Consider the following 21,357-nt stretch of genomic DNA (forward strand, 5'->3'; position numbering starts at 1 on the left):
GCCGGGCGCTGAGCCGGCAGCGAGAAGCCGTCAGCGGCCGGGAGGTCCTCGGCGGGGAGTTCCTCCGCCGCGCGGGCCTCCGCCGCGCGGACCTCCCCCGCGCGGACCTCCGCGGTGCGCGCCTCCGCCGGGCGAACCTCCGCAGCGCGGGGGCGGAGCATGCCGGGTCGGGTGGCCGGCAGGGGCCTGGAGTCGAGCAGCGGGGCCTGGCCGAGCGGGCGGGTCACGAACGAGATCGGCTCGGCGGCCGCCTTGGGCGCCTCCATCTCGGGCTTGTCCGCTGTCGCTTCCACCTCAACGGCCGGCTCCACCTCATCGGCCGCCTCGACATCGGCGCCTGCTTCGTCCTCGACCACGCCGCCAGATCCTGGCAAAACGGCAATTTCGGCTTCCGGTCCCGGCGTTGTCTCTGCCTCGGGCGTCGCGTCAACCTCAGGCGTCGCGTCAACCTCGGGCGTCGCGTCAACCTCAGGCGTCGCGTCAACCTCGGGCGTTGCGTCAACCTCAGGCGTCGCGTCAACCTCAGGCGTCGCTTCGGCCTCGGGGGTCGCTTCGGCCTCGGCCTCGGGCTCCTGCTCGGCGGGCGTCTCCGGCGGCTCGTCGTCCGTCGGCGGCTTGGACGACGGCACGGCTACGGGTGCGGCCGACGGCACGGCTGCGGGTGCGGCCGACGGCACGGCTGCGGGTGCGGCCGACGGCACGGCTGCGGGTGCGGCCGACGGCACGGCTGCGATCGACGGCACAGCTGCGGGTGCGGTGCCAGGCCCGGCCAACGGCGCCTTTGTGGGCGCCATCGAGGGCGCGGCGGGTGCGGCCAACGGCGCTGCGGCGGCCGTGGGCGCGACCGGCAACCCGGTTGTGGAAGCGGGTTCGTCCGACGGCGCCGTTGCCGCTGTGGGCGCGGCTGCGGCTGCGCCTCTGGGGGCGGCCAGGTCGGCTCGGGCCGCGATCAGGTCGGGGCGCGGGGTGACCGTGCGGGCGGCCGCCAGGCCCGCCGCGACCGTGCCGGCGATCTCGGCGGCGTAGAGGCCGTCGGGGTCGTAGTCGGGGTCGAAGACGGTGATCTCGACGCCCAGGCAGTGCGGGGACTCCACCAGCCCGGCCAGCAGGATCTCGAGCTCGGGGAAGGCGATGCCGCCGGGCGAGGGCGCGTCGACCGCCGGCATCACGGCGGGGTCGAGGACGTCGACGTCGACGTGCAGCCAGTAGCCGGCGCAGTCGACCAGCTGCTCCCGGGCCCACTGGGCGCTGCGGGCGGCGCCCTCGGCGCGCAGGGCCGGAACCGGGCGGGTCACGATGCCGGCGGCCTGCAGGTCGAGGCGGTACTCGTCTTGGGCTCGCAGGCCCATGACCACCACGTCGACGTCGCGGAAGTACGGCCGGCGGCCCTCGATCGACGCCAGGTCGGGCTGGCCGCGGCCGGTGACCAGGGCCAGGTCTTCCCCGGCCGCCGCGCCCACATAGGACGCGTTGCCGGGGTGGCGGAAGTCGGAGTGGCCGTCGACGAAGACCAGGCCGATGCGGCCGCCGACCGCCTCGCCCAGGCGGTGCATGGCCAGGCCCGAGCCGAGCAGGATCGAGCAGTCGCCGCCGAGGATCACCGGGAACTCGCCGGCGTCGAGGATGCCGCCGATCCGGTCGGCGAGGCGGCGGGAGTATTCCGCGATCTGCGCGGCCTGCGCCACGCCGTCGCCGGGGCGCCAGTCGCCGGGGTCGTACCGCGGCGGGGTCAGGCAGCCGGCGTCGCGGGCGCCGAGCCTGGTGAGCAGGCCGTTGTCGCGGAGGGCTCCGGGCGCCTTGGCGCAGCCCGGCACCGAGGTCGCGGTCGGCGGGCGCAGACCGAGATTGGACGGTGCGTCGAGGACTGCGATCCGGCGCACGGAGCCTCCCGCCTAGAAGAGCGCGCTGGCCAACGCTCGCCGGGCGCCGGCGACCGCGGGGTCGTCCGGTCCGGCCACGCTGAACAGCGAGAGCAAGTGCTTGCGTACGGCGTCCCGGTCGTCCCCGGAGGTGCGCTTGACCAGCGCGACCAGCCGCTCGTACGCCTTGTCGGCCTGGCCCGAGAGCACCTCGACGTCGGCCGCGAGCAGCTGGGCGTCGATGTCGTCGGCGTTGGCCTGGGCGGCGGCCAGTGCGGCCGCCGGGTCGTTGCCGCCCACCCGCCGATAGAGGGCGACCTGGGCAAGGCCGGACTCGGCCGCCGCGTCGGCGGGCGACTCGGCGAGGATCTTCTTGTACGCCGCCTCGGCCGCCTCGAGGTCGCCCACCATCAGCGCGTCGTCGGCCGCGTCGAGCCGCGGGTCCTCGGCGGGCTCGACCGACACGCCGCCGGCCTTGAGCACGGCGTCGACGTACTGCTTGACCTGATGTTCCGGCAGGACGCCGGTGAAGCCCTCGACGAGCTGGCCGCCCACGACCGCGACCACCATCGGGATGCCCTGCACGCGCAGCGCCTGGGCGAGCCGCGGATTGGCGTCCACATCGACCTTGCCGAGCACCCAGGAGCCGCCGCCGGCCTGGGCGAGGCGCTCGAGCACCGGCGAGAGCTGCTTGCACGGCTCGCACCAGTCGGCCCAGAAGTCGAGGATGACCGGGGTGTTCAGGGAACGCTCGAGGACGGCCGACTGGAAGTTGGCCTCGGTGACTTCGATGATCGTCTCGGGCCCGCCGCCGGGGAAGCCCGCGGCCGGAGCGCCGCTGCTGGGTGCGCTGCCGGCTGAGGAGCCGGTTGAGGGGCCGGTCGTGGCCGGGCGGCTCGGGGCCGCCGCCGGGGTGGGGGCCGGGGTGCGCAGCGCGCTGAGATCGACCGCGCCGCGGGTGAAGATCGACGGAGTGGTCCTTGGGTCGCTCATGGTTACCTAGTCTCGCACGCTGACAAGGCGGTTCGCCGTGCCGCGGGGCGGCCGGATATCGGACGTCACAACCCCACGTCACCCAGATACTCAACGCCGCCGGGCGCTTGCGCAAGATCCCACGACGAGCGCACGAGCACCAGTTCGCCGAGGCGCGGCAAAGTGCGCCCCGGCGTCCGATATATGAGCTTTCAGAAGCGGGCCGGCTCGCGGTAGATGCCCCACTCGGCCTTCAGCACGCCGCAGATCTCCCCGAGGGTCGCCTCGGCCCGCGCCGCCTCGAGCATGGCGGGGATCATGTTCTCCGAGGTGCGCGCGACGGCCACGAGCCGGTCGAGCGCGGCCTTCACCCGTACGGAGTCGCGGGAAGCCCGGCGCTCGCCCAGCTCGCGCCGCTGCACCACCTCGACCTCGTGGGAGACGCGAAGGATCTCCAGATCTTTCGCCACCGTGCCGGTGTGCGCGTTGACGCCGACGATGCGCTTCTCGTTCTTCTCCAGCGCCTGCTGGTAGACGAACGCCGCTTCGGCGATGTTGGCGGTGAACCAGCCGTCCTCGATGCCGCGCAGGATGCCCTCGGTGAGGCTGCCGTCGGCGCCCAGCTCGCGGATGCGGGCGAAGATCTCCTCGGCCTCGGCCTCGATGCGGTCGGTCAGCGACTCCAGATACCACGAGCCGCCGAGCGGGTCGGCCACGTTGACCACGCCGGTCTCCTCCATCAGCACCTGCTGGGTGCGCAGGGCGATCTCGGCCGACTCGTCGGTGGGCAGCGCGAGCGTCTCGTCGAGGGCGTTGGTGTGCAGCGAGTTCGTCCCGCCGAGCACCGCGGCCAGCGCCTCGACGGCGGTGCGCACCACGTTGTTGACCGGCTGCTGCGCGGTGAGGCTGACCCCCGCGGTCTGCGTGTGGAACTTGAGCCACAGCGCCTTCTCGCTGGTGGCGCCGTAGTCGTCGCGCAGGCGGCGGGCCCAGATACGGCGGGCCGCGCGGAACTTGGCGATCTCCTCGAAGAAGTCGATGTGTGCGTCGAAGAAGAAGCTCAGGCCCGGCGCGAACTGGTTGACGTCGAGGCCGCGGGACAGGCCGAGCTCGACGTAGCCGAAGCCGTCGGCCAGCGTGTACGCCAGCTCCTGCGCGGCGGTCGACCCGGCCTCGCGGATGTGATAGCCGCTCACCGACAGCGGCTTGTACTTGGGGATCTCACGGGCGCAGTACTCCATGAGATCGCCGATCAGGCGCAGGTGCGGCTCGGGCTCGAACAGCCACTCCTTCTGCGCGATGTACTCCTTGAAGATGTCGGTCTGCAGCGTCCCGTCGAGGCGCGAAAGGTCGGCGCCCTGCCGCTCGGCCGCCACCAGGTACATCACGAAGATCGGGACGGCCGGCCCCGAGATCGTCATGCTGGTGGTCACGTCCTGCAGGTTGATCCCGTCGAAGAGCACGTCCATGTCGGCGGCCGAGTCGATCGCGACGCCGCAGTGCCCCACCTCGCCGAGCGACTGCGGGTCGTCGGAGTCGCGGCCCATCAGCGTGGGCATGTCGAACGCGACGCTGAGCCCGCCGCCGCCGGCCGCGAGGATCATCTTGTACCGCTCGTTGGTCTGCTGCGCGTTGCCGAAGCCCGCGAACTGGCGGATGGTCCAGGTGCGTCCGCGATATCCGGTCGGATAAAGACCCCGGGTGTACGGGAACTCGCCCGGCCACCCGATGCGCGCGAAGCCCGGGTAGCCCGCACCCTCGGGCGGCCCGTAGACCGGCTCGACGGACGAGCCCGAAAGCGTGGTGAAATCCGCGTCGCGCTTGCGTGAGGCGTCGTAGCGCCGTTGCCAGCGCTCCCGGCCGGCGGCGATGTCGGCAGCATCCATGCAGCCATCGTAGAGGCAAACCTGAACGATAATTAAGGCGTGTCGGCGCCCGGCCGGATCAGGGGAATCCAGCCGGGCGCCCGGCGGCTCAGACGGCTACCTCGACCGGGGCCGTGGCGGCCAGCGACTCGCGCGCCTCGGTGGCGGGCTTGCTGCCGCGCAGCGGCACGTGCTGGACGAACAGGGCGATGACGATGCCGAGCGCGGCGACGGCGCTGCCCCAAAGGAACAGGCTGGTGATGCCGTCGGTGACGGCCTGCTGGAAGAGGTGCCGGGCGGCCTCGGGCAGCGCGCGCAACGCCGCCGGGGTCATCGAGGCCACCTCGCCGGATGCCCCGGTCTGGGCGAGCGTGTCGGTGAGGTGGTGGGCGTAGAGGGCGCCGAGGATGGAGACGCCGAGCGAGCTGCCCATGTTGCGCAGGAAGGTCGACGCGCCGGTGCCCGCGCCCATGTCCCGCGGCTCCAGACTGTTCTGGGCGATCAGGGTGCTGGTCTGCATGATGCCGCCCATGCCGGCGCCGAGGACCACCATGAAGAGCGCGGTGGTCACCTGAGAGGTGCCGGTGCCGACCGTGGTGAACAGCAGCATGCCCGCAGCGACCAGGACCGCCCCGACGATCGGGAAGATGCGGTAGCGGCCGGTCCGGCCGATGACCTGGCCGATGGTGAGGCTGACCACCATGATCGCGATCATCATGGGCATGAGCAGCAGGCCGCTGTTGGTCGCCGACGCGCCCTGGACGAACTGCTGGTACTGCGGCAGGTAGCCGATCGCGCCGAACAGCGCGAAGCCGGAGATGAAGGCGATGCCGCCGGCCAGGACGAAGTTGCGGTTCTTGAACACCCGCAGCGGCATGATCGGCTCCGCCTGACGGCGCTCGACCACGATGAAGGCGGCCAGGCCGGCGATGGTGAGGGCGATCAGGCCGAGGATCTGCGGCGAGGTCCAGTCGTACTGGCTGCCGCCCCAGGTGGTGATCAGCACCAGCGAGGTGATCCAGATGGCCAGCAGGCCGGTGCCGAGCCAGTCGATGCGCGCGTGGCCGGTGCCGCGGGGCAGCTTCGCGAGAGTGATCCAGGCGACGACGAGGGCGATCGCGCCCAAAGGCAGGTTCACGTAGAAGGCCCAGCGCCAGGACACGTGGTCGGTGATGAAGCCGCCGATCAGCGGGCCGCCGATCAGCGCAACCGGCATGACGGCCATCATGATGCCCTGGTACTTGCTGCGGTCGCGAGGCGGGATCATCTCGCCGATGATCGAGAGCACGCCGACGATCAGGCCGCCGGCGCCGAGGCCCTGGACGGCCCGGAAGGCGACCAGTTCGCCCATGTTCTGGGCCATGCCGCACAGCGCGGAGCCGATCAGGAACAGCCCGACGGCGGAGACGAAGGTGATCCGCCGCCCGTACAGGTCGCCGAGCTTGCCCCAGATCGGGGTGGCGATGGTGGTGGCCAGGATGTATGCGGTGGTGACCCAGGCCAGGTGTGCGAGGCCGCCGAGGTCGCCGACGATCGTCGGCAGCGCGGGCGCGACGATCATGTTGTCGAGCTGGGCGAGCAGCATGGCGATCACCAGGCCGCTCATGGTCACCAGAATCTGGCGGTGGCTGAACCCCAGCCCCGCCGTGGTGGGCGCCGCCGTTTGCGGCGCAGCGGGCTGTGACATCACGGGACCTCTTTCACGCGGGCTGGTCAACTCTCACGTTGCTAGTCGGCCGGTTAGGTATCCAACGTTAGGTATTTGACTAGCCGGGCGTCAAGCTTTTTAATAGTGGGTGGGAGGTAACCCATGACACAGCGCACGGACGGCGTCGATCACCGGCGGACCGACACCCGGGGCCGGATCCTGTCGGTCGGCCTGCGGTTGTTCGCGACCCAGGGGTACGCCAACACGTCGCTGCGGGAGATCGCCGACGAGCTCGGGGTCACCAAGGCCGCGCTGTACTTCCACTTCAAGACCAAGGAAGAGATCCTCAACGGCATCCTGCTCGGCCATCTCGACGCCATCAACACGATGATCGAGGAGGCCGCGCCGCACGTCTCGACACTGGCGGGCCGTGAGGAGTTGCTGCGCCGGATCGCCGAATACCAGGCCGGCCGGAGCGTCTATCTGGTCCGGCTGATCCGGGAGAACTTCACCGAGATCAGCAACCTGCCGTTCGGGGCCGAAATCAAACGGAGCCAGCGGCGGCTGTTCGAGGCCCTCGCCGGTCCCGATGCCACCCTGGTGGACCGGATTCGTGCGCGCACCGCCTTCGTGGCCGTCCAGACTGCCGCGGTGTCCGCCGATTGGGAGGACGCCGATGAGAACGAGGTGCTCGAGGCCGCGCTGGCCGTGGCCCTCGAGGTATTGCGGGGCAGCCGGCACAACCGCTGAATCGGACGATCAGTCTTCGCCCTGAGCTGTCCCGGCCGCTTGTGGGACGGTCGGTAAGCCCCCGATCGCCCGGACACTCAGGCGCAGCACCCGCGACGACCACAGCGAGGCGAAAATCGTCCCGGTGACCTCGTCGGGGAAGCGCAGATCCGCGGTCATCGCCCGGTCGATCCCGGCGCCCCGCAGCTTGGCCCGGGCGCCGACGACCTCGGGCTCGGCGCCGGTCAGGGCGCGGACCATGTGCACCGCGTACGCGCCGATGTCCATCATCGCCCCGCCGGCCAGATCGAGGCGGTAGCGGATGTCGGAGGGCCTGGGTATCGGCACGGCCATGCGGGCCTCGGCCGCCACCTCGACTGCCGCCGAGTGCCGAGCCGGCCGCAGGAGCGCCATCGGCGCGATCCGTGCCGCACCGAGGACGCCGACCCGGATGATGTCTGTGGTCACGCACCCACCTTGCCGAAGAACGCCGGCCGTCGCGAATCACCGTGCGACCTCACACCCGGTGGTCGAGAATCCACGCTTGGGGGTTCCCCTTGCGGAAAGCCATCTTCATGACCAGCGGGAGCATCGCGTCGCGGATGGCGGCGCCGATCGGGCCGGCCGTCTTGCCGCTCCCGTTGCGACGGCCCACGGCTACGACCTTTTCCACGCGGGCACGGCGGGTCTGCTCGTAGGCGGCCAGCGCGCCGGGCAGGTCGCCGGGGCGTTCGGTGACGCAGCGGCCCAGGACCACAGCGTCCTCGATGGCCATCGAAGCGCCCTGGCCCGAGGACGGCGCGACCGCGTGGGCCGCATCGCCGGCCAGAACCACCCGGGTGGAGCGCCAGGTCGGGACGCGGCGCAGGTCGTCGGTGTTCCACGGGCCGATCGCCACGTCGGTGGCGCGGATGATGGCGGCCGCGGGCAGGTCGTCGTCGGCGAAGAGGTCGATCAGGTGGGCGCGCCATGACGCCGGGGTGAAATCGGCCGGGCGGACCGGCTGCTTGCTGGGCGGGTTGGCGAACCACCACACCGATCCGTCGGGCGCCGGCGCCCAGCCGAAGAAGGCGCGGCGGCCGAAGGCCATGTGCATGAGGCCGGGGGTGCGGTCGAGGTCCGCCTCGACCGGACGGTCGGTGAAGCCGCCGGTGTTGAGCAGGCCCAGGTAGGTCGGCGCCGGGCCGTCCGGGTTCAAGATCTCACGGGTACGGGATCGCAGGCCGTCGGCGCCGACGAGCAGATCGCCCGACGCGGTCGAGCCGTCGGCGAAGGTCGCGGTGACGCCGTCGGCGCGTTCGGTGTAGTCCGTCAGCCTGCGGTCGTACTCAATCGGAATGCCGCGCTCGGCCACGACAGCGCGCATGGCCGCGTAGAGGTCGGCACGGCGGATGGTCGTGGTGACCGTGCCGTCGGGGGTGGGGCCACCGAGCGGGAGCAGGGCCAGGCGGCGGCCCGCGCCGTTGGCCATGGCCAGCGTCGGGGTGGCGAAGCCGGCGGCGAGCAGACGCGCGGGATCGAGGTCGAGGGCGCGCAGGGCGGTCAGGCCGTTGACGGCCACGGTCAGGAAGGCGCCGCGCTCGTCGGCGACGCCCTCGGGGCGGGACTCGAGCAGGCGCGGCTGCCAGCCGGCGCGCTGCAGGGCGATGGCGGCGACGGCGCCGGCGATGCCGCCGCCGGCCACGAGAGCAACGTTAGTCATACTCTGACTATGCATACTATGACTATGAATCGTCAAGGCCCGTAAGCTGATCAAATGCAGGGAGAACCGCGCCGCTCGACGCTGGCGGTGGTGTTGCTGGCGCTGCTCACCGAGGCGCCGATGCACCCGTACCGGATGCAACAGGTGATCAAGGAGCGCGGGCAGGACCAGCTGGTCAACGTGGCCCAGCGCAACAGCGTCTACCAGGCGCTGGAGCGGCTGGTGCGGGACGGGATGGCCCGGCCGGCGACGACCGCGCGCGAGGCCGGACGGCCCGAGCGCACGGTCTACGAGATCACCGAGGCGGGAGCGGCGACCTTCCGGCGCTGGCTCGCCGAGATGCTGCCGGCGCCGGCGCGGGAGTTCCCCGAGTTCCCGGCCGCGCTGGCGTTCCTCGCCGTGATGGCGCCGGCCGAGGTGAAAGAGCTGTTGGAGCGGCGGATCGAGGCCCAGCAGGCGCGGCTGGCGGCGATCCGGGAGCAGGCGCCACCGGGCATGCCCCGGCTGTTCCTGATCGAGGACGAGTACCGGGCGGCGATGCTGGGCGCCGAGGTGGCCTGGCTGCGCTCGATCGTGGCCGACCTGGCGAGCGGCGCCTTCACCTGGGATCTGGCGCTGATCCGGAAGACCCTCGCCGAGTTCTCCTAGAGGCCCTTGATCAGCTCGTCGGCCGCGGCGTACGGGTCGAGCTCTCCGGCGGCCACCGCCGCGGCGAGCGTGCTCAGCGCCGTACCCTCGCGAAGGTCGCTGATGCGAGCACGCAGCGTGCCCAAGGCGATGGCCTCGACCTCGACGGACGCCCGCCGCTCGCGACGGAGCGTGAGATTGCCGCTCGACTCCAGCCAGGCCCGGTGTTTGCCGATCGCCGCCACCACGTCGTCGATGCCCTCGCCGCGCACCGCCGTCGCCCGCACCACCTGGGGCCGCCACTCGCCGGCCGCGCGCTCGGCCAGGCCGAGCATGCCCTGGATGTCGCGGTAGGTCGCGTCGGCCCCGGGACGGTCGGCCTTGTTGATCACGAAGACGTCGGCGATCTCGAGCACGCCGGCCTTGACCGCCTGGATCGCGTCGCCCATCCCGGGCGCGAGCAGGACCAGCGTCGTGTCGGCGAGCGAGGCGATCTCGACCTCGGCCTGGCCGACGCCGACCGTCTCGACCAGGATCACCTCGCAGCCCGCACCCTCGAGCACGCGGACCGCCTGAGGCGTGGCGGCGGAGAGGCCGCCGAGCTGGCCCCGGCTGGACATCGACCGGATGTAGACGCCGCGGTCGACGGTGTGCTCCTGCATCCGCACCCGGTCGCCGAGGATGGCGCCGCCGGTGAACGGGCTGGACGGGTCGACGGCGAGCACTCCGACCCGGTTGCCTTCGGCGCGCAGGGCCCGCACCAGCTCGTTGGTCGTCGTGGACTTGCCCACGCCGGGCGAGCCGGTCAGACCGACCACCTGGGCGTGCCCGGCGTACGGCGCAAGGGCCGCGGCGACCTCGAGCAGGGCCGGATCGCCGTTCTCGACCAGGCTGATCAACCGGGCGACCGAGCGGGCGTCGCCCTCCCGGGCTCGTGCGACAAGGGTGGGTACGTCGTGGCGACGACTCACGCGGCGGGTGCCTTGACGATGAGGGCGTCCCCCTGGCCGCCACCGCCGCAGAGGCCCGCCGCGCCGAGCCCGCCGCCGCGGCGCCGCAGCTCGAGCGCCAGGGTCAGGGCCAGACGGGCGCCGGACATGCCGATCGGGTGGCCGAGAGCGATCGCGCCACCGTTCACGTTGACGATCTCGTCGGTGACGCCGAGCTCGCCCGCCGACTGGATGACCACCTGGGCGAACGCCTCGTTGATCTCGATGAGGTCGAGATCGGCCACCTCGAGCTTCGCCTTCGCCAGCGCGTGCTTGATCGCGTTGGCCGGCTGGGACTGCACCGACGAGTCGGGGCCGGCCACGTTGCCGTGCGCGACGATCTCGACGAGCCAGGTGAGGCCCAGCTCTTCGGCCTTGGCGCGGCTCATCACCACGACCGCGGCGGCGCCGTCGGAGATCGGCGACGCGCTGGCGGCGGTGATGGTGCCGTCCTTGGCGAACGCGGGGCGCAGCTTGGCCAGCGATGCGGCGGTCGCGTCGGGGCGGACGCCCTCGTCGGTGTCGACGACGACGTCGCCGCCGCGCTGCGCGATGGTGATCGGCGCGATCTCCTCGGCGAAGTGGCCGTTCTTCTGCGCGGCGGCGGCACGCTGGTGACTCAGCGCCGCGAACTCGTCCTGCCGCTCGCGGGTGATGCCGAGCTTGGCGCCGCTGCGCTCGGTGGCCTCACCCATCGCGATGCCGTCCCACGGGTCGGTGAGCCCGTCGAACGCCATGTGGTCGTGCACCGTCACGTCGCCGAACTTGGCGCCCTGGCGCTGGTTGATCAGGTGCGGCGCGTTGGTCATCGACTCCATGCCGCCGGCCACGACGATCTCGAACTCGCCGGCCCGGATCAGCTGGTCGGCCAGGGCGATCGCGTCGAGCCCCGAGAGGCACACCTTGTTGACCGTGACGGCCGGCGTGGTCATCGGGATGCCGGCGGCGACCGCGGCCTGGCGGGCGGTGATCTGGCCGGCGCCGGCCTGCAGCACCTGACCCATGATCACGTACTCGACCTGGTCGGGGCGGACGCCGCCGCGCTCGAGGGCGGCCTGGATCGCGTGGCCGCCGAGCGCGGTGGCCGGAAGGGACTTCAGGTTGCCGAGCAGGCGGCCCATGGGCGTGCGGGCGCCGCTGACGATTACCGACGTGGTCACGGCTGATCGCTTTCGTCCTGAACGGTGGTTCAAGTAAGACTAGTGGGATGACCGAGGCCTCAACCAGCGCCCCCAAGAATGTCACACCGAGCCACCCTCAATTGGCCGACGTCGAGCTGTTGCGCGTCGATCACGTCGGGATCGCCGTCGCCGATCTCGACGAGGCGAAGAGGTTCTACGCCGAGACCTTCGGCATGCGAGTGGTGCACGAAGAGACGAACGCGGAGCAAGGCGTCCGGGAGGCGATGCTCGCGGTCGGCGACGGCGCCGGCCCGCGGATCCAGCTGCTCGCCCCGGCCCGGCCCGATTCGGCGATCGCGAAGTTCCTCGACCGCAGCGGGCCCGGGCTCCAGCAACTGGCCTATACGGTGGCCGATGTCGAGGCGGCCTCGGCGGCGCTGCGGGCCCGCGGGCTCCGGCTGCTCTACGACACCCCGCGGCGGGGCACGGCCGGCTCGCGGATCAACTTCGTGCACCCGAAGGACGCGGGCGGGGTTCTGGTGGAATTGGTGGAGCCCGCGTAGTTGGTCCGCCTTCCGGGTGAATCATCCTTACGGACAGGCACCTGGCCTGGCAGGATCGGGGACATCGAGCGGCGCGACCGCTGAACTGATCGCCCGAACCCCGGATACAGCAGGTGACAGGCGGCTTGCCTACGCTGCCCGAACGGCGGACGTCGTCGTTGAGGGGCAGCTCAAAGCTGATCTACGTGTCTTTTCTGATGCCGGTCCGCTCTTGCGTGGCTGGTGCGTCTTCGCCAGGATGGCCCAATGCCTCAGCAGCAGGATCAGAACTTGGCATTTTTCGACGGTGCAAACTCCCAGACCGACTTCACCGTTGTCCTCCGTGGTTACGACCGGGGGCAGGTAGACGCGCACCTGGGCCGGATCATCGCGGCGCTCAACCAGGCCCAGCAGGCCCAGGGCGAGGCCGAGCAGCGGATGAACGACGCGCAGCGCCGTCTGCGTCAGGCCGAGCAGCGGCTCAACGCCGTGGAACAGAAGCTCGCCGACAGCAACAAGCTGCTGGAGGAGAACAACCGGCCGACGCTCTCCGGGCTGGGCACCCGGGTCGAGCAGATCCTGCGGCTGGCCGAGGAACAGGCGAACGATCACCGCAGCGAGGCGAAGCGGGAATCCGAGGGCATCCTCTCGGCGGCCCGGCTCGAGGCACGCGAGATCACCGACAAGGCGCGCGCCGAGGCCGCCGCCATGAAGGCGACCGCCGAGCGCGAGGCCGGCCAGGTGCGCACGCACGCCGAGCGGGAAGCGGCCGAGGCCCGCGTCCAGGCCCGGCGCGAGGCCGACACGCTGCGGTCGGACGCCGACCGCGAGACCAAGCAGCTGCGCACGGTCACCTCGCACGAGGTCGCCGAGCTCAAGTCGACCGTGGAGCGTGAGGTCGCGTCGCTGCGCGCCACCGCCGAGCGCGAGATCACCCAGCTGCGGGCCAAGGCCTCCCGCGAGGCCGAGGAGAAGCGCGCCGAGGCGACCAAGCTGCTGACCGACGCGCGGGACAAGCGCGACAAAGACCTCCAGGCGCTCGCTCTCGAGATCGCCGAGCGGCGCGAGAAGGCCGAGCGCGAGGAATCGCAGCGGCACGCCGCCCAGGTCAACGCCACGCAGAAGATGGTGGCCGAAGCCGAGCAGCGGGCCAGTGCCGCGGAAGACCGGTCCAAGGAGATCGAGCAGCGCGCCGAGCAGCGCCGCGTCGAGTCCGAGCGCAACGCGATCGAGACCACCGAGAAGTCCCGGGCGCTCGCCGAGAAGACGGTTTCCGAGGCCCGCTCCGAGGCGCAGCGCCTGATGAGCGAGGCCCGCACCGAGGCCGAGCTCACCACCCAGGCCGCCCGCCGCGAGGTGGAAGACCTCACCCGGCAGAAGGACGCCGTCACCAACCAGCTCGGGCAGATGCTGTCCGGCCTGTCGGGTCTGGTGCCCGGCGCGCCCGCGAAGCCGGCCGAGGCAGCCAAGGCCGCCGAGGCGCCTGCCCAGCGCACCCCCGACGCCGACAAGAACGGCGCAGCAGACAAGCCGGTAGCGGCCAAGACGAACTCCTGAGTCGTTCGCCACTGACCTCTGCGGTTGCGTACTTGTCGCGGGTACGCCACGGTTGATTGGTCGGCCGCTACGCATCGATACGGGCCGTATCCGAGTTTCTCCGGTGCGGCCTGGGTCGTTTTGCGCGCGTAGCCCTTTGCGCCGGCGGGCCGGCTCAGACAAATCACAACTAGACGCATACTCCGCCCAGGACGGTGTGTATCGGTCGGTGACGGGACGATGCGTATGTGAGGATGGACAGCATGTCGCACGGCGGTGAAATCTTCGGTCTCGGCGGGGACGCGGCCACCGAGCCCAGCTTCGAGACCGCCCTGCGGGGTTACGAGAGGAAGCAGGTCGAGCGGTACGTCGCGCGGGCCGAGAACGAGATAGCCGCGCTGGCCGCCGAGCGGGAACAGGCCTACGCGCAGATCCAGGGCATGGCCGCGCAGATCGAGCGCCTCCAGCAAGAGATCACCCAGGCCCGCCGCAACGGCGGCATCGGTCCCGAGGTGTCCTTCCGCCACCTGGGCTCGCGGGTCGAGCAGATCCTGGTGCTGGCCGAGGAGCAGGCCGAGGCGATCAAGTCGTCGGCCACCGACGACATCGCCGCCCGCCTGGCCGAGGCCGAGCGCATCCGCGCCGAGGCCGAGAAGCACGCCCACGAGGGCATCCGCGACTTCGAGATCGCCCTGGCCGCCCGCCGCGCCGACGAGGAGCGCGCCGACACCGCCAAGCGCGCCGCCGCCGAGAAAGCGCTGGCCGCCGCCCGCCAGTCGGCCGAGCAGATGCGCGCCGAGGCCGAGAACACGCTGGGCCGGGCACGGGCCGAGGCCCAGCAGCACACCGAGCAGACCGCCCGCGCCGCGCAGCGGGTGCGCGCCGAGGCGGACGGCTACGCCCAGTCCACCCGGATGCAGGCCGATCAGGAGATCAAGGCGCTCCGGGAGAAGAACCAGCAGGAGATCAACGGCCACCGCGCCGCGGCCGACCGTGAGCACACCGAGCTGCGGGCCGGCGTCGAGCAGGAGCTCGCGCAGCGACGCCAGGCCGTCGCGCAGGAGCTGGCCCAGCAGCGCGCGGCCGTCGAGAAGCAGTGCGCCGACCTGCGCAGCGAGGCCGACAAGTACGCCGAGGATGTGCTGCGCCGCTCCGACGAGCAGGCCACCGCCGTACGCAAGGAGATCGCCTCCCAGCAGGAGAAGATCGCTCAGGCCGCCACCGACCTCGAGGCCGCCCAGGCCAAGGTCGCCGACGCCGAGCGGCAGCTCGCGACGGCGCAGGAACGCGCACGCGCCGGCGAAGAAGAGGCCGGCCAGATCGACAAGCGCCTCGCCGAGGTGCGCAAGGAGCTGGAGTCCGAGCTCGAGCGGGTCACCGAGGCCAAGCGGGCCGGCGAGGCCGCCGAGCGGCACGCCACCGACGTGCGCCGCCAGGTGCAGAAAGAGGCGAAGCGGGTGGCCGAGCTGGCCGCCGCCGCGGTGCTCGCGGCCGCCGCCTCCCCCGACGACGAGAACGACGACAGTGACGAGCCGGCCGACGAGAAGCCGGCGGCCGGCGGCCCGGTCGGCGCGCACGCCGCGGCCGAGCCCACCGGACAACACGCGGCCAAGGTCACCGCATCGGCAAAGGTCACCGTGCCGCCCGCGTCCCGGGTGGGCGCGGACGCCGACTAGCGTTTGCGGCCCCTACGGCGATAACCTCCCGCCGAACAGATCGGTGGGGAGGAATTACTCGGGTGACCGCAGAAGAAGAGACCGAGCCGGCTGAGGACGCCACCACGGAAGCCGAGCTCGAAGGCCGCTTCGGGCGTCCCGGGCCGCCGATCGACCGCCGCAACCCCTTCATGATCGGTTTGCTGGGCGGGCTCGGCATCATCGTCGCGTACGCGATCTTCCTGGGTGTCCGCAACGCCGCGTCGATCCTCGTGCTGATCTTCATTGCCGCGTTCCTCGCCATCGGGCTCAACCCGGCCGTGAGCTGGCTGCGGGGGCGGGGCATCCCGCGCGCCGGCGCCGTCGCGATCGTGGCGCTGGCCGTGCTGGGCCTGCTGGTCGGTGGCCTCATCGCGCTGATACCGCCGCTGGTCACCCAGACCAACGAGCTGATCCGGAACGCGCCCGACTACCTCCAGCAGCTGCAGCGCAACGAGACCGTCAACGACCTGGTCGAGCGCTACGACATCATGGAGAAGGTCACCAGCGCGGTCAACGCGGGCACGGTCGGCAACGCGGTCGGCGGCGTCGTGGGCGGGGCCAAGCTGTTGTTCGGCACGATCTTCAACACGCTCACCGTGCTGGTGCTGACGATCTACTTCATGGCGGCCTTCGACCGGATGCGCGAGTCGGCGTTCTCGCTCGTGCCGGCCTCGCGGCGGGCCCGGGTGCGGCTGCTCACCGACGAGATCCTCACCAAGGTCGGCGCCTACATGGTGGGCGCTCTGGCGATCGCGGTGCTGGCCGGTTTCAGCTCGTTCGTGCTGGCGATGGTCCTCGGCCTGGCGTACCCGTTCGCGCTGGCCGTGGTGGTCGCCGTCTTCGACCTGATCCCGCAGATCGGCGCCACCCTCGGCGCGATCATCGTGAGCCTCGTGGGCTTCGCGTCGTCGCTGACCGCCGGCATCGTCTGCGTGATCTTCTTCATCATCTACCAGCAGGCGGAGAACTATCTGATCTACCCGAACGTGATGCGCCGGTCGGTCAAGGTGAGCGACGTGGCGGCCGTGGTGGCGGCCCTGCTCGGGGTGGCGCTGTTCGGCGTGATCGGGGCGCTGGTGGCGATCCCGATGGTGGCCGGCATTCAGCTGATCATTCGCGAGGTCGTGGTGCCGAGTCAGGAGAACCGCTGAGCGGGCCGGGAACAGGGACGTCGGCGAACGCGGCGACCGTGCGGTCGGCGTACGCGTTCATGTCTCCGCTCTCGATCGGGCCGTCCCAGGTCCGCGGCAGCGGAACCGGGACGCCCGGCGCGACCCGGCGCACCACCTCGTCGAGCACGGTCTCGGCGTCACCGACCCAGAGATGCTTGCCCCCGGCAATCGGAACAACTTCGCCATAGGTGAACTTTTCGGCCGCCGCGGCGGGGCGCAGGTAGTCGTCGAACTCGGGGATGATGGCGGTCAGCGGTTTGCCGCTCGCCTGCCAAGCCTCGAGGTGCGACGGCTGCGAGAACCGCAGCGGCGGCGACAGCAGGATCGCGCCGACCACCGCCGGGTCCAGGCCGTGCATCAGGGTCAAATCGGTCCCGAACGACCAGCCGAGCAACCAGATATTCGGCAATTCCGAAAACTCGGCAAACTCGATGGCGGCGGCCACGTCGTACTTCTCGCCGATCGCGCCGTCGAAAACGCCCTCCGACTTCCCCCGGACGCTGCTCGTGCCGCGCGTGTTGAAGCGCAGCACCGCTATCCCCGCGAGCGCCGGCAGCCGCCACGCCGCCTTGCGGAAGACATGGCTGTCCATCATGCCGCCGTGGGTGGGCAGCGGATGCAGGCACACCAGCGTGGCGACCGGGTCGTGGTCGAGCGGGCGGGCCAGCTCACCGACCAGGGTGAGGCCGTCGGCGGTGTGCAGCTCGATGTCTTCGCGACGCGCGGGGAGGATCGAGTTGGCACGGATCTGACTACTCGGCATCAGGGTCTTCAGTCCTTCTTTGGGCGGTGGGCGGGGTGGTCGGATGGCATCACCCATCACCCATAGCGCGGGGCGTTGCGCGAGCGTTCCACCGCCGGGCTGCGCCGGTCGCGCGCCTTCCAGCAGCCGGTGTGCCAGTGCCGCCGGTCGGTCAGGTCGCCGCTGCCGTCGACCGGCCAGGCCACCACGTGCGCCACGCCCGGACGAATCTCCTGCATGCAACCCGGGCATCGGTACGTCTTGACGGCTGCCGCGCCGAAGATCGACCGCACCATCCACTCGCCGTCCTGCCATTGCTGGATGCCGCCGACGCCCCTGCGGACGTTCTCCTCCTCAACAGGCGTCGGCAGGTCTCGGCGGCGGGGATGGTTTCGGCGCGGCACGCAGTCAAGAGTACGTAGTGACTGGGCAGTAACAACCGCCGTAGACTCCGGACATGACGGCTACTCGCGTTCCCGGCGTGCCGGCGATCGAAGACGGCGTGCTCATCTCCACGAACCCCGCCACCGGCGAGGAAGCCGGCCGCGTGCCGGTCGCCTCACCGGAGGCCACCGTCGCCGCCGTCGCGAAGGCCCGCGAGGCCGCCGCCTGGTGGCAGGCCCTCGGGTACGACGGACGCAAGGACCGCCTGCTGCGCTGGCGTTCGCTGATCGTCCAGCGGATCGACGAGCTGGCCCAGCTCACCAGCCTCGAGACCGGCAAGCCGAACGCCGACGCGATCATGGAAACGGTCACGGCGGTCGAGCACCTCGACTGGGCGGCCCGCCACGCCAAGAAGGTGCTCGGCCCCCGCCGCACCCGCACCCGGGTGCTGCTCGCCGAGCACACCGGCCACCTGGAATACCAGCCGTACGGCGTGGTCGGCGTGATCGGACCATGGAACTACCCCATCGTCACCCCGATCGGCCCGATCAGCGGCGCGCTCGCCGCCGGCAACGCGGTCGTCTTCAAGCCGAGCGAGTACACCCCGATCGTCGGCCAGTGGCTGGTCGACACGTTCGCCGAGGTGGTGCCCGAGCAGCCGGTGCTGCAGGCGGTGCACGGCCTGGGCGACGTGGGCGCCGCGCTGTGCCGCTCCGGGGTCGCCAAGGTGGCGTTCACCGGCTCCACCCCCACCGCCAAGAAGGTCATGGCCGCGTGCGCGGAAAACCTGGTCCCGGTGTTGATCGAGGCCGGCGGCAAGGACGCGCTCATCGTCGACGCCGACGCCGACATCTCCGCGGCCGCCGAGGCGGCCGTCTGGGGCGGCATGACGAACGCCGGGCAGACCTGCATCGGCATCGAGCGGGTGTACGCGGTCGCGCCGGTCTACGACCGCCTGGTCAAGGAGATCGTCGCCAAGGCCGGCAAGCTGCGCACCGGCGAGGAGATCGGCCCGATCACCATGCCGCGGCAGATCGACATCATCCGCGAGCACATCGACGACGCCCTGGCCAAGGGCGGCAAAGCGGTGCTCGGCGGCGCCGACGCCGTGCAGCCCCCGTTCGTGGCGCCGACCGTGCTGGTCGACGTGCCGGCCGACTCCTCCGAGATCCGCGACGAGACGTTCGGCCCGACGCTGACCATCACCAAGGTCGCCGACGCCGACGAGGCGATCCGGCTGGCCAACGACACCCCGTACGGCCTCGGCGGCGCCGTCTTCGGCAAGCGCAACGCGGTCCGCATCGCCCGCCGGCTGCGCTCGGGCATGGTCTCGGTCAACTCGACGCTCACCTTCGTCGGCATGGGCAACCTGCCCTTCGGCGGCGTCGGCGACTCCGGCTTCGGCCGCATCCACGGCGAGGACGGCCTGCGCGAGTTCGCCCGTGCCAAGTCCATCACCGTCCGGCGGGCCAGGTCGCTGCTGCCGTCGACGACCTTCGAGCGCACGCCGGCCCAGGTCCGCCAGATCGTGAAGGCCGTGCGGTTGCTCTACGGACGCCGCTCGTAAGCTGGCGGGGTGGTAGTAGATCACCCCGCCGTCGAGGTCGAAGACCTGCACGTCAGCTACGGCTCCACGCCGGTCCTCGTCGGCGTCTCGCTGACCGTGCCGGCCGCCGCCGGTGTCTGCGTCACCGGCGAGAACGGCATCGGCAAGTCCACGCTGCTGCGCTGCGTGAGCAGCCTCCAGCTGCCCGACTCCGGCGAGATCCGGGTCTTCGGCGCATCGCCCGGCGCGACCCCCGAGTTCTGGCGGGCGGTGGTCACCACCGTCGAGCCCCCGACCTGGTATCCCGGGCTCACCGTGCGCGAGCACGCCGAGCTGGTCTGCCGCGCCAACGGGCAGGACCCCGAGGAGGCCGGCATCGACGAGGCGCTCGAGCGCTTCGGCCTGGCCGGTCATGCCGACGCCATCCCGCCCTCGCTCTCCTCGGGCCAGAAGCAGCGGCTCACGCTGGCGATCGCGCTGATCCGCCCCAGCTCGCTGCTGATTCTCGACGAGCCCGAGCAGCGCCTCGATCCCGACGGCCGCAAGGAGGTGGCGGCGCTGCTGGCCGAGTACGTGGCCGACGGCGGCTCCCTGCTGATGGCCAGCCACGACGAGGCGTTCGCGGCCGACTCGGGCGCGGAAGTCACCACGATGGAGTCGCTGAGCGCATGACCTCGGCCGCCGTCCCGCTCGCCCCCGTCCGCCGCTGGATCAGCCGCCGCCAGTCGGCTCACCGCGAGCGCGGCGCCACCGCCGGCAACATCTACTTCGCGTTGCTCTTCGTGGCCGTGGTCGGCGGCATGGTGCACAAGCAACTCGCCGTCGTCTTCTGGCCGACCGCACCGAACGCCTCCCGCCTGGCCGCGGCGTCGCTGGTGCCGATCCTGTTCGGCCTGCTCTACCTGGCCCTGCGCCGTTTCGGCCCGCTGGCGCTGAGCCGTCCGGCCGCTTCCTGGCTGCTGCCCGCGCCGGTGAGCCGTCGCCGCCTGTTGCTGCCGTCGTTGCGACTCACCGCGATCGGCGCGGCCATCGTGGGCGCGCTGGCCGGCATCGCGATCGTCGGTCACGCCGCGCCGCGCACCGAGGCCGGTTCCGCCGTGGCGTTGCTGGCCGCCGGCGCCGGCTTGATCGGCATCGCGTTGCTGCTGGTCGCGCTGGCCGCGCAGGCGGGCGGCCGCTGGGGCGACCGGCTCGACGCGCTCGTCTCGCTGCTGCTGGCGGCCGGCCTCGCGGGCCTGATCGCCGACTCGACCTCCGGCGATTCCGGCACGGCCGGCGGGTGGCCATCGGCATCGGCGCTGCTTCCGCTGGTGGGCGCGCTTGCGCTGGTCGTCGGGTTCCTCTTCGCCATGTCCGTACGCGGACTCGCGCGCACCCCGAACGAGCGCATCCTCGAGGCCGCCAAGACCGCGGGCACCCTCTTCGACACGGCCTTCGGCATGGAGCCGTCCTTCCTCACCGACATGATCGAACGGCGCTACTGGGCCCACCGCCACCTGCGCTCGGTCCGCTTCCCGACCCGCCTGCCCGTACTGATCACCCAGGACCTGCTGCTGGTCGTGCGACGTCGTACGCGCCTGCTCTGGCTGGCGCTCCTGGCCGCCCTGCCCGTCCTGCTGGGTCACGCCCCGCACTGGCTGATCGGGATAGCCATCCTGATCGGCACGCTGCTGGCAGCGTCCACCTCGGGCGGCAACGTGAAGACGGATGCCGGCAACCCGGTCCTGCTGCGCCTGCTCGGCTTCAGCTCCCGCCAGGCGGTCCTCCAACGCATGTGGGTCCCCGGCATCCTGGCCGCGCTCTGGTCCGCGCTGGCCCTGGGCCTGCTCACCGCCCTGGGCGACCTACCCGCCGGCCAGTGGTGGGTGCTGGGCCTCACCCTGGGCCCGGTCGGCGCGGTGGCCGCCGTACGCAGAGCCCGCGTCGGCTTCGTCCGCAACGAGCTGCTCCCCCTCGACACCCCGATGGGGACGGTCTCGACCGGCCCGCTGGTCAACGCCGCGATCGGCCCCGACGCGCTGCTGCTCGGCCTGCCGGCGCTGGTCGAGATCGCCCAGGGCCACCCCCTGTCGTGGACAACCGTCCTGGTCCAGGCCGTGGTCGGCGGGATCGGCGCCCGCGCCTACCTCTCCGGCACCACCTCGCCCGATCGCGTGGAACTGCACGCACGCTAGCGTTTACATCAACCTGGCGACAAAAATTGCCGATATCGCCATCCAGATTGGT

Annotated in this window: 18 protein-coding genes and 2 pseudogenes; 10 read left to right on the forward strand and 10 right to left on the reverse strand. The window is 71.6% G+C overall.

Going from position 1 to position 21,357, the window contains the following annotated elements; genetic code table 11:
* Nucleotides 1-8: 8 nt before the first annotated feature.
* Nucleotides 9-107: pseudogene (locus ACIA5D_RS02600) on the forward strand (hypothetical protein); the annotation flags it as partial.
* Between the two features lie 776 nt (nucleotides 108-883).
* On the opposite strand, the pseudogene ACIA5D_RS02605 reads toward ACIA5D_RS02600, so the two are convergent.
* The 4 genes and pseudogenes from ACIA5D_RS02605 to ACIA5D_RS02620 form a co-directional block, all read right to left on the reverse strand.
* A pseudogene (locus ACIA5D_RS02605) lies at nucleotides 884-1,880 on the reverse strand (arginase family protein); the annotation flags it as partial.
* 12 nt (nucleotides 1,881-1,892) lie between these two features.
* Complete coding sequence (locus tag ACIA5D_RS02610; RefSeq protein ID WP_396028051.1) at nucleotides 1,893-2,852, reverse strand: tetratricopeptide repeat protein; 960 nt, start codon at nucleotides 2,850-2,852, stop codon at nucleotides 1,893-1,895.
* A gap of 191 nt (nucleotides 2,853-3,043) precedes the next feature.
* The gene (locus tag ACIA5D_RS02615; protein WP_396028052.1) at nucleotides 3,044-4,717 is read right to left on the reverse strand and encodes a methylmalonyl-CoA mutase; all 1,674 of its coding nucleotides are present in this window, start codon (nucleotides 4,715-4,717) and stop codon (nucleotides 3,044-3,046) included.
* An 88-nt stretch (nucleotides 4,718-4,805) separates the two neighbouring features.
* Complete coding sequence (locus ACIA5D_RS02620; protein WP_396028053.1) at nucleotides 4,806-6,383, reverse strand: MDR family MFS transporter; 1,578 nt, start codon at nucleotides 6,381-6,383, stop codon at nucleotides 4,806-4,808.
* A gap of 123 nt (nucleotides 6,384-6,506) precedes the next feature.
* On the opposite strand from ACIA5D_RS02620, the gene ACIA5D_RS02625 reads away from it, so the two are divergent.
* Complete coding sequence (locus tag ACIA5D_RS02625) at nucleotides 6,507-7,094, forward strand: TetR/AcrR family transcriptional regulator (protein ID WP_396028054.1); 588 nt, start codon at nucleotides 6,507-6,509, stop codon at nucleotides 7,092-7,094.
* Between the two features lie 9 nt (nucleotides 7,095-7,103).
* On the opposite strand, the gene ACIA5D_RS02630 is transcribed toward ACIA5D_RS02625, so the two are convergent.
* A complete protein-coding gene (locus ACIA5D_RS02630) occupies nucleotides 7,104-7,541 on the reverse strand; it encodes a hypothetical protein (RefSeq protein ID WP_396028055.1) in 438 nt (145 codons plus the stop codon).
* A 49-nt stretch (nucleotides 7,542-7,590) separates the two neighbouring features.
* On the reverse strand, nucleotides 7,591-8,775 hold the full coding sequence (locus ACIA5D_RS02635; protein ID WP_396028056.1) for an FAD-dependent oxidoreductase: 1,185 nt from the start codon (nucleotides 8,773-8,775) through the stop codon (nucleotides 7,591-7,593).
* 54 nt (nucleotides 8,776-8,829) lie between these two features.
* On the opposite strand from ACIA5D_RS02635, the gene ACIA5D_RS02640 reads away from it, so the two are divergent.
* The gene (locus ACIA5D_RS02640; RefSeq protein WP_396028057.1) at nucleotides 8,830-9,423 is read left to right on the forward strand and encodes a PadR family transcriptional regulator; all 594 of its coding nucleotides are present in this window, start codon (nucleotides 8,830-8,832) and stop codon (nucleotides 9,421-9,423) included.
* Here ACIA5D_RS02640 and meaB read toward each other — a convergent pair.
* Together meaB and ACIA5D_RS02650 are read right to left on the reverse strand one after the other, a co-directional pair.
* On the reverse strand, nucleotides 9,420-10,373 hold the full coding sequence (gene meaB, locus ACIA5D_RS02645) for a methylmalonyl Co-A mutase-associated GTPase MeaB (RefSeq protein WP_396028058.1): 954 nt from the start codon (nucleotides 10,371-10,373) through the stop codon (nucleotides 9,420-9,422). The genes ACIA5D_RS02640 and meaB overlap by 4 nt on opposite strands.
* Nucleotides 10,370-11,551 (reverse strand): acetyl-CoA C-acetyltransferase, encoded by a 1,182-nt coding sequence (locus tag ACIA5D_RS02650; protein ID WP_396028059.1) that lies wholly within the window; start codon nucleotides 11,549-11,551, stop codon nucleotides 10,370-10,372. The genes meaB and ACIA5D_RS02650 overlap by 4 nt, the downstream gene beginning before the upstream one ends.
* 47 nt (nucleotides 11,552-11,598) lie before the next feature.
* On the opposite strand from ACIA5D_RS02650, the gene mce reads away from it, so the two are divergent.
* The 4 genes from mce to ACIA5D_RS02670 all read left to right on the forward strand — a co-directional run bounded on the left by mce (nucleotide 11,599) and on the right by ACIA5D_RS02670 (nucleotide 16,438).
* On the forward strand, nucleotides 11,599-12,075 hold the full coding sequence (gene mce, locus ACIA5D_RS02655) for a methylmalonyl-CoA epimerase (RefSeq protein ID WP_396028060.1): 477 nt from the start codon (nucleotides 11,599-11,601) through the stop codon (nucleotides 12,073-12,075).
* 246 nt (nucleotides 12,076-12,321) lie between these two features.
* Complete coding sequence (locus tag ACIA5D_RS02660) at nucleotides 12,322-13,611, forward strand: DivIVA domain-containing protein (protein WP_396028061.1); 1,290 nt, start codon at nucleotides 12,322-12,324, stop codon at nucleotides 13,609-13,611.
* Nucleotides 13,612-13,853: 242 nt separating this feature from the next.
* Nucleotides 13,854-15,266 (forward strand): Laminin subunit beta-1, encoded by a 1,413-nt coding sequence (locus tag ACIA5D_RS02665; RefSeq protein ID WP_396028062.1) that lies wholly within the window; start codon nucleotides 13,854-13,856, stop codon nucleotides 15,264-15,266.
* A 62-nt stretch (nucleotides 15,267-15,328) separates the two neighbouring features.
* Complete coding sequence (locus ACIA5D_RS02670) at nucleotides 15,329-16,438, forward strand: AI-2E family transporter (RefSeq protein WP_396028063.1); 1,110 nt, start codon at nucleotides 15,329-15,331, stop codon at nucleotides 16,436-16,438.
* Here ACIA5D_RS02670 and ACIA5D_RS02675 read toward each other — a convergent pair.
* Complete coding sequence (locus tag ACIA5D_RS02675) at nucleotides 16,398-17,222, reverse strand: alpha/beta hydrolase (protein ID WP_396028064.1); 825 nt, start codon at nucleotides 17,220-17,222, stop codon at nucleotides 16,398-16,400. The genes ACIA5D_RS02670 and ACIA5D_RS02675 overlap by 41 nt on opposite strands.
* A gap of 56 nt (nucleotides 17,223-17,278) precedes the next feature.
* Nucleotides 17,279-17,605, reverse strand: coding sequence for a hypothetical protein (locus ACIA5D_RS02680; RefSeq protein ID WP_396028065.1), 327 nt, complete (start codon nucleotides 17,603-17,605; stop codon nucleotides 17,279-17,281).
* A 53-nt stretch (nucleotides 17,606-17,658) separates the two neighbouring features.
* On the opposite strand from ACIA5D_RS02680, the gene ACIA5D_RS02685 reads away from it, so the two are divergent.
* Genes ACIA5D_RS02685 through ACIA5D_RS02695 form a run of 3 tightly spaced genes read left to right on the forward strand, consistent with a single transcriptional unit; the run spans nucleotide 17,659 to nucleotide 21,305 of the window.
* Nucleotides 17,659-19,152, forward strand: coding sequence for an aldehyde dehydrogenase family protein (locus ACIA5D_RS02685; RefSeq protein ID WP_396028066.1), 1,494 nt, complete (start codon nucleotides 17,659-17,661; stop codon nucleotides 19,150-19,152).
* A 9-nt stretch (nucleotides 19,153-19,161) separates the two neighbouring features.
* Nucleotides 19,162-19,803 carry an ATP-binding cassette domain-containing protein gene (locus ACIA5D_RS02690; protein ID WP_396028067.1) on the forward strand — a complete coding sequence of 214 codons (642 nt, stop codon included), beginning with the start codon at nucleotides 19,162-19,164 and terminating at the stop codon, nucleotides 19,801-19,803.
* Nucleotides 19,800-21,305 (forward strand): DUF6297 family protein, encoded by a 1,506-nt coding sequence (locus tag ACIA5D_RS02695; protein WP_396028068.1) that lies wholly within the window; start codon nucleotides 19,800-19,802, stop codon nucleotides 21,303-21,305. The genes ACIA5D_RS02690 and ACIA5D_RS02695 overlap by 4 nt, the downstream gene beginning before the upstream one ends.
* Nucleotides 21,306-21,357 lie beyond the last annotated feature (52 nt).

It is taken from the genome of Actinoplanes sp. NPDC051513 (assembly GCF_044454685.1).
GTDB lineage: Bacteria > Actinomycetota > Actinomycetes > Mycobacteriales > Micromonosporaceae > Actinoplanes.

Excerpts from the sequence above, each read along its gene's own strand:
- ACIA5D_RS02685 (WP_396028066.1), top strand. The coding sequence starts at position 17,659 with ATGACGGCTACTCGCGTTCCCGGCGTGCCGGCGATCGAAGACGGCGTG.
- ACIA5D_RS02610 (WP_396028051.1), bottom strand. The coding sequence starts at position 2,852 with ATGAGCGACCCAAGGACCACTCCGTCGATCTTCACCCGCGGCGCGGTC.
- ACIA5D_RS02665 (WP_396028062.1), top strand. The coding sequence starts at position 13,854 with ATGTCGCACGGCGGTGAAATCTTCGGTCTCGGCGGGGACGCGGCCACC.
- ACIA5D_RS02625 (WP_396028054.1), top strand. The coding sequence starts at position 6,507 with ATGACACAGCGCACGGACGGCGTCGATCACCGGCGGACCGACACCCGG.
- ACIA5D_RS02615 (WP_396028052.1), bottom strand. The coding sequence starts at position 4,717 with ATGGATGCTGCCGACATCGCCGCCGGCCGGGAGCGCTGGCAACGGCGC.
- ACIA5D_RS02660 (WP_396028061.1), top strand. The coding sequence starts at position 12,322 with ATGCCTCAGCAGCAGGATCAGAACTTGGCATTTTTCGACGGTGCAAAC.
- ACIA5D_RS02695 (WP_396028068.1), top strand. The coding sequence starts at position 19,800 with ATGACCTCGGCCGCCGTCCCGCTCGCCCCCGTCCGCCGCTGGATCAGC.
- ACIA5D_RS02620 (WP_396028053.1), bottom strand. The coding sequence starts at position 6,383 with ATGTCACAGCCCGCTGCGCCGCAAACGGCGGCGCCCACCACGGCGGGG.
- ACIA5D_RS02640 (WP_396028057.1), top strand. The coding sequence starts at position 8,830 with ATGCAGGGAGAACCGCGCCGCTCGACGCTGGCGGTGGTGTTGCTGGCG.
- ACIA5D_RS02675 (WP_396028064.1), bottom strand. The coding sequence starts at position 17,222 with ATGCCGAGTAGTCAGATCCGTGCCAACTCGATCCTCCCCGCGCGTCGC.
- mce (WP_396028060.1), top strand. The coding sequence starts at position 11,599 with ATGACCGAGGCCTCAACCAGCGCCCCCAAGAATGTCACACCGAGCCAC.
- ACIA5D_RS02635 (WP_396028056.1), bottom strand. The coding sequence starts at position 8,775 with ATGACTAACGTTGCTCTCGTGGCCGGCGGCGGCATCGCCGGCGCCGTC.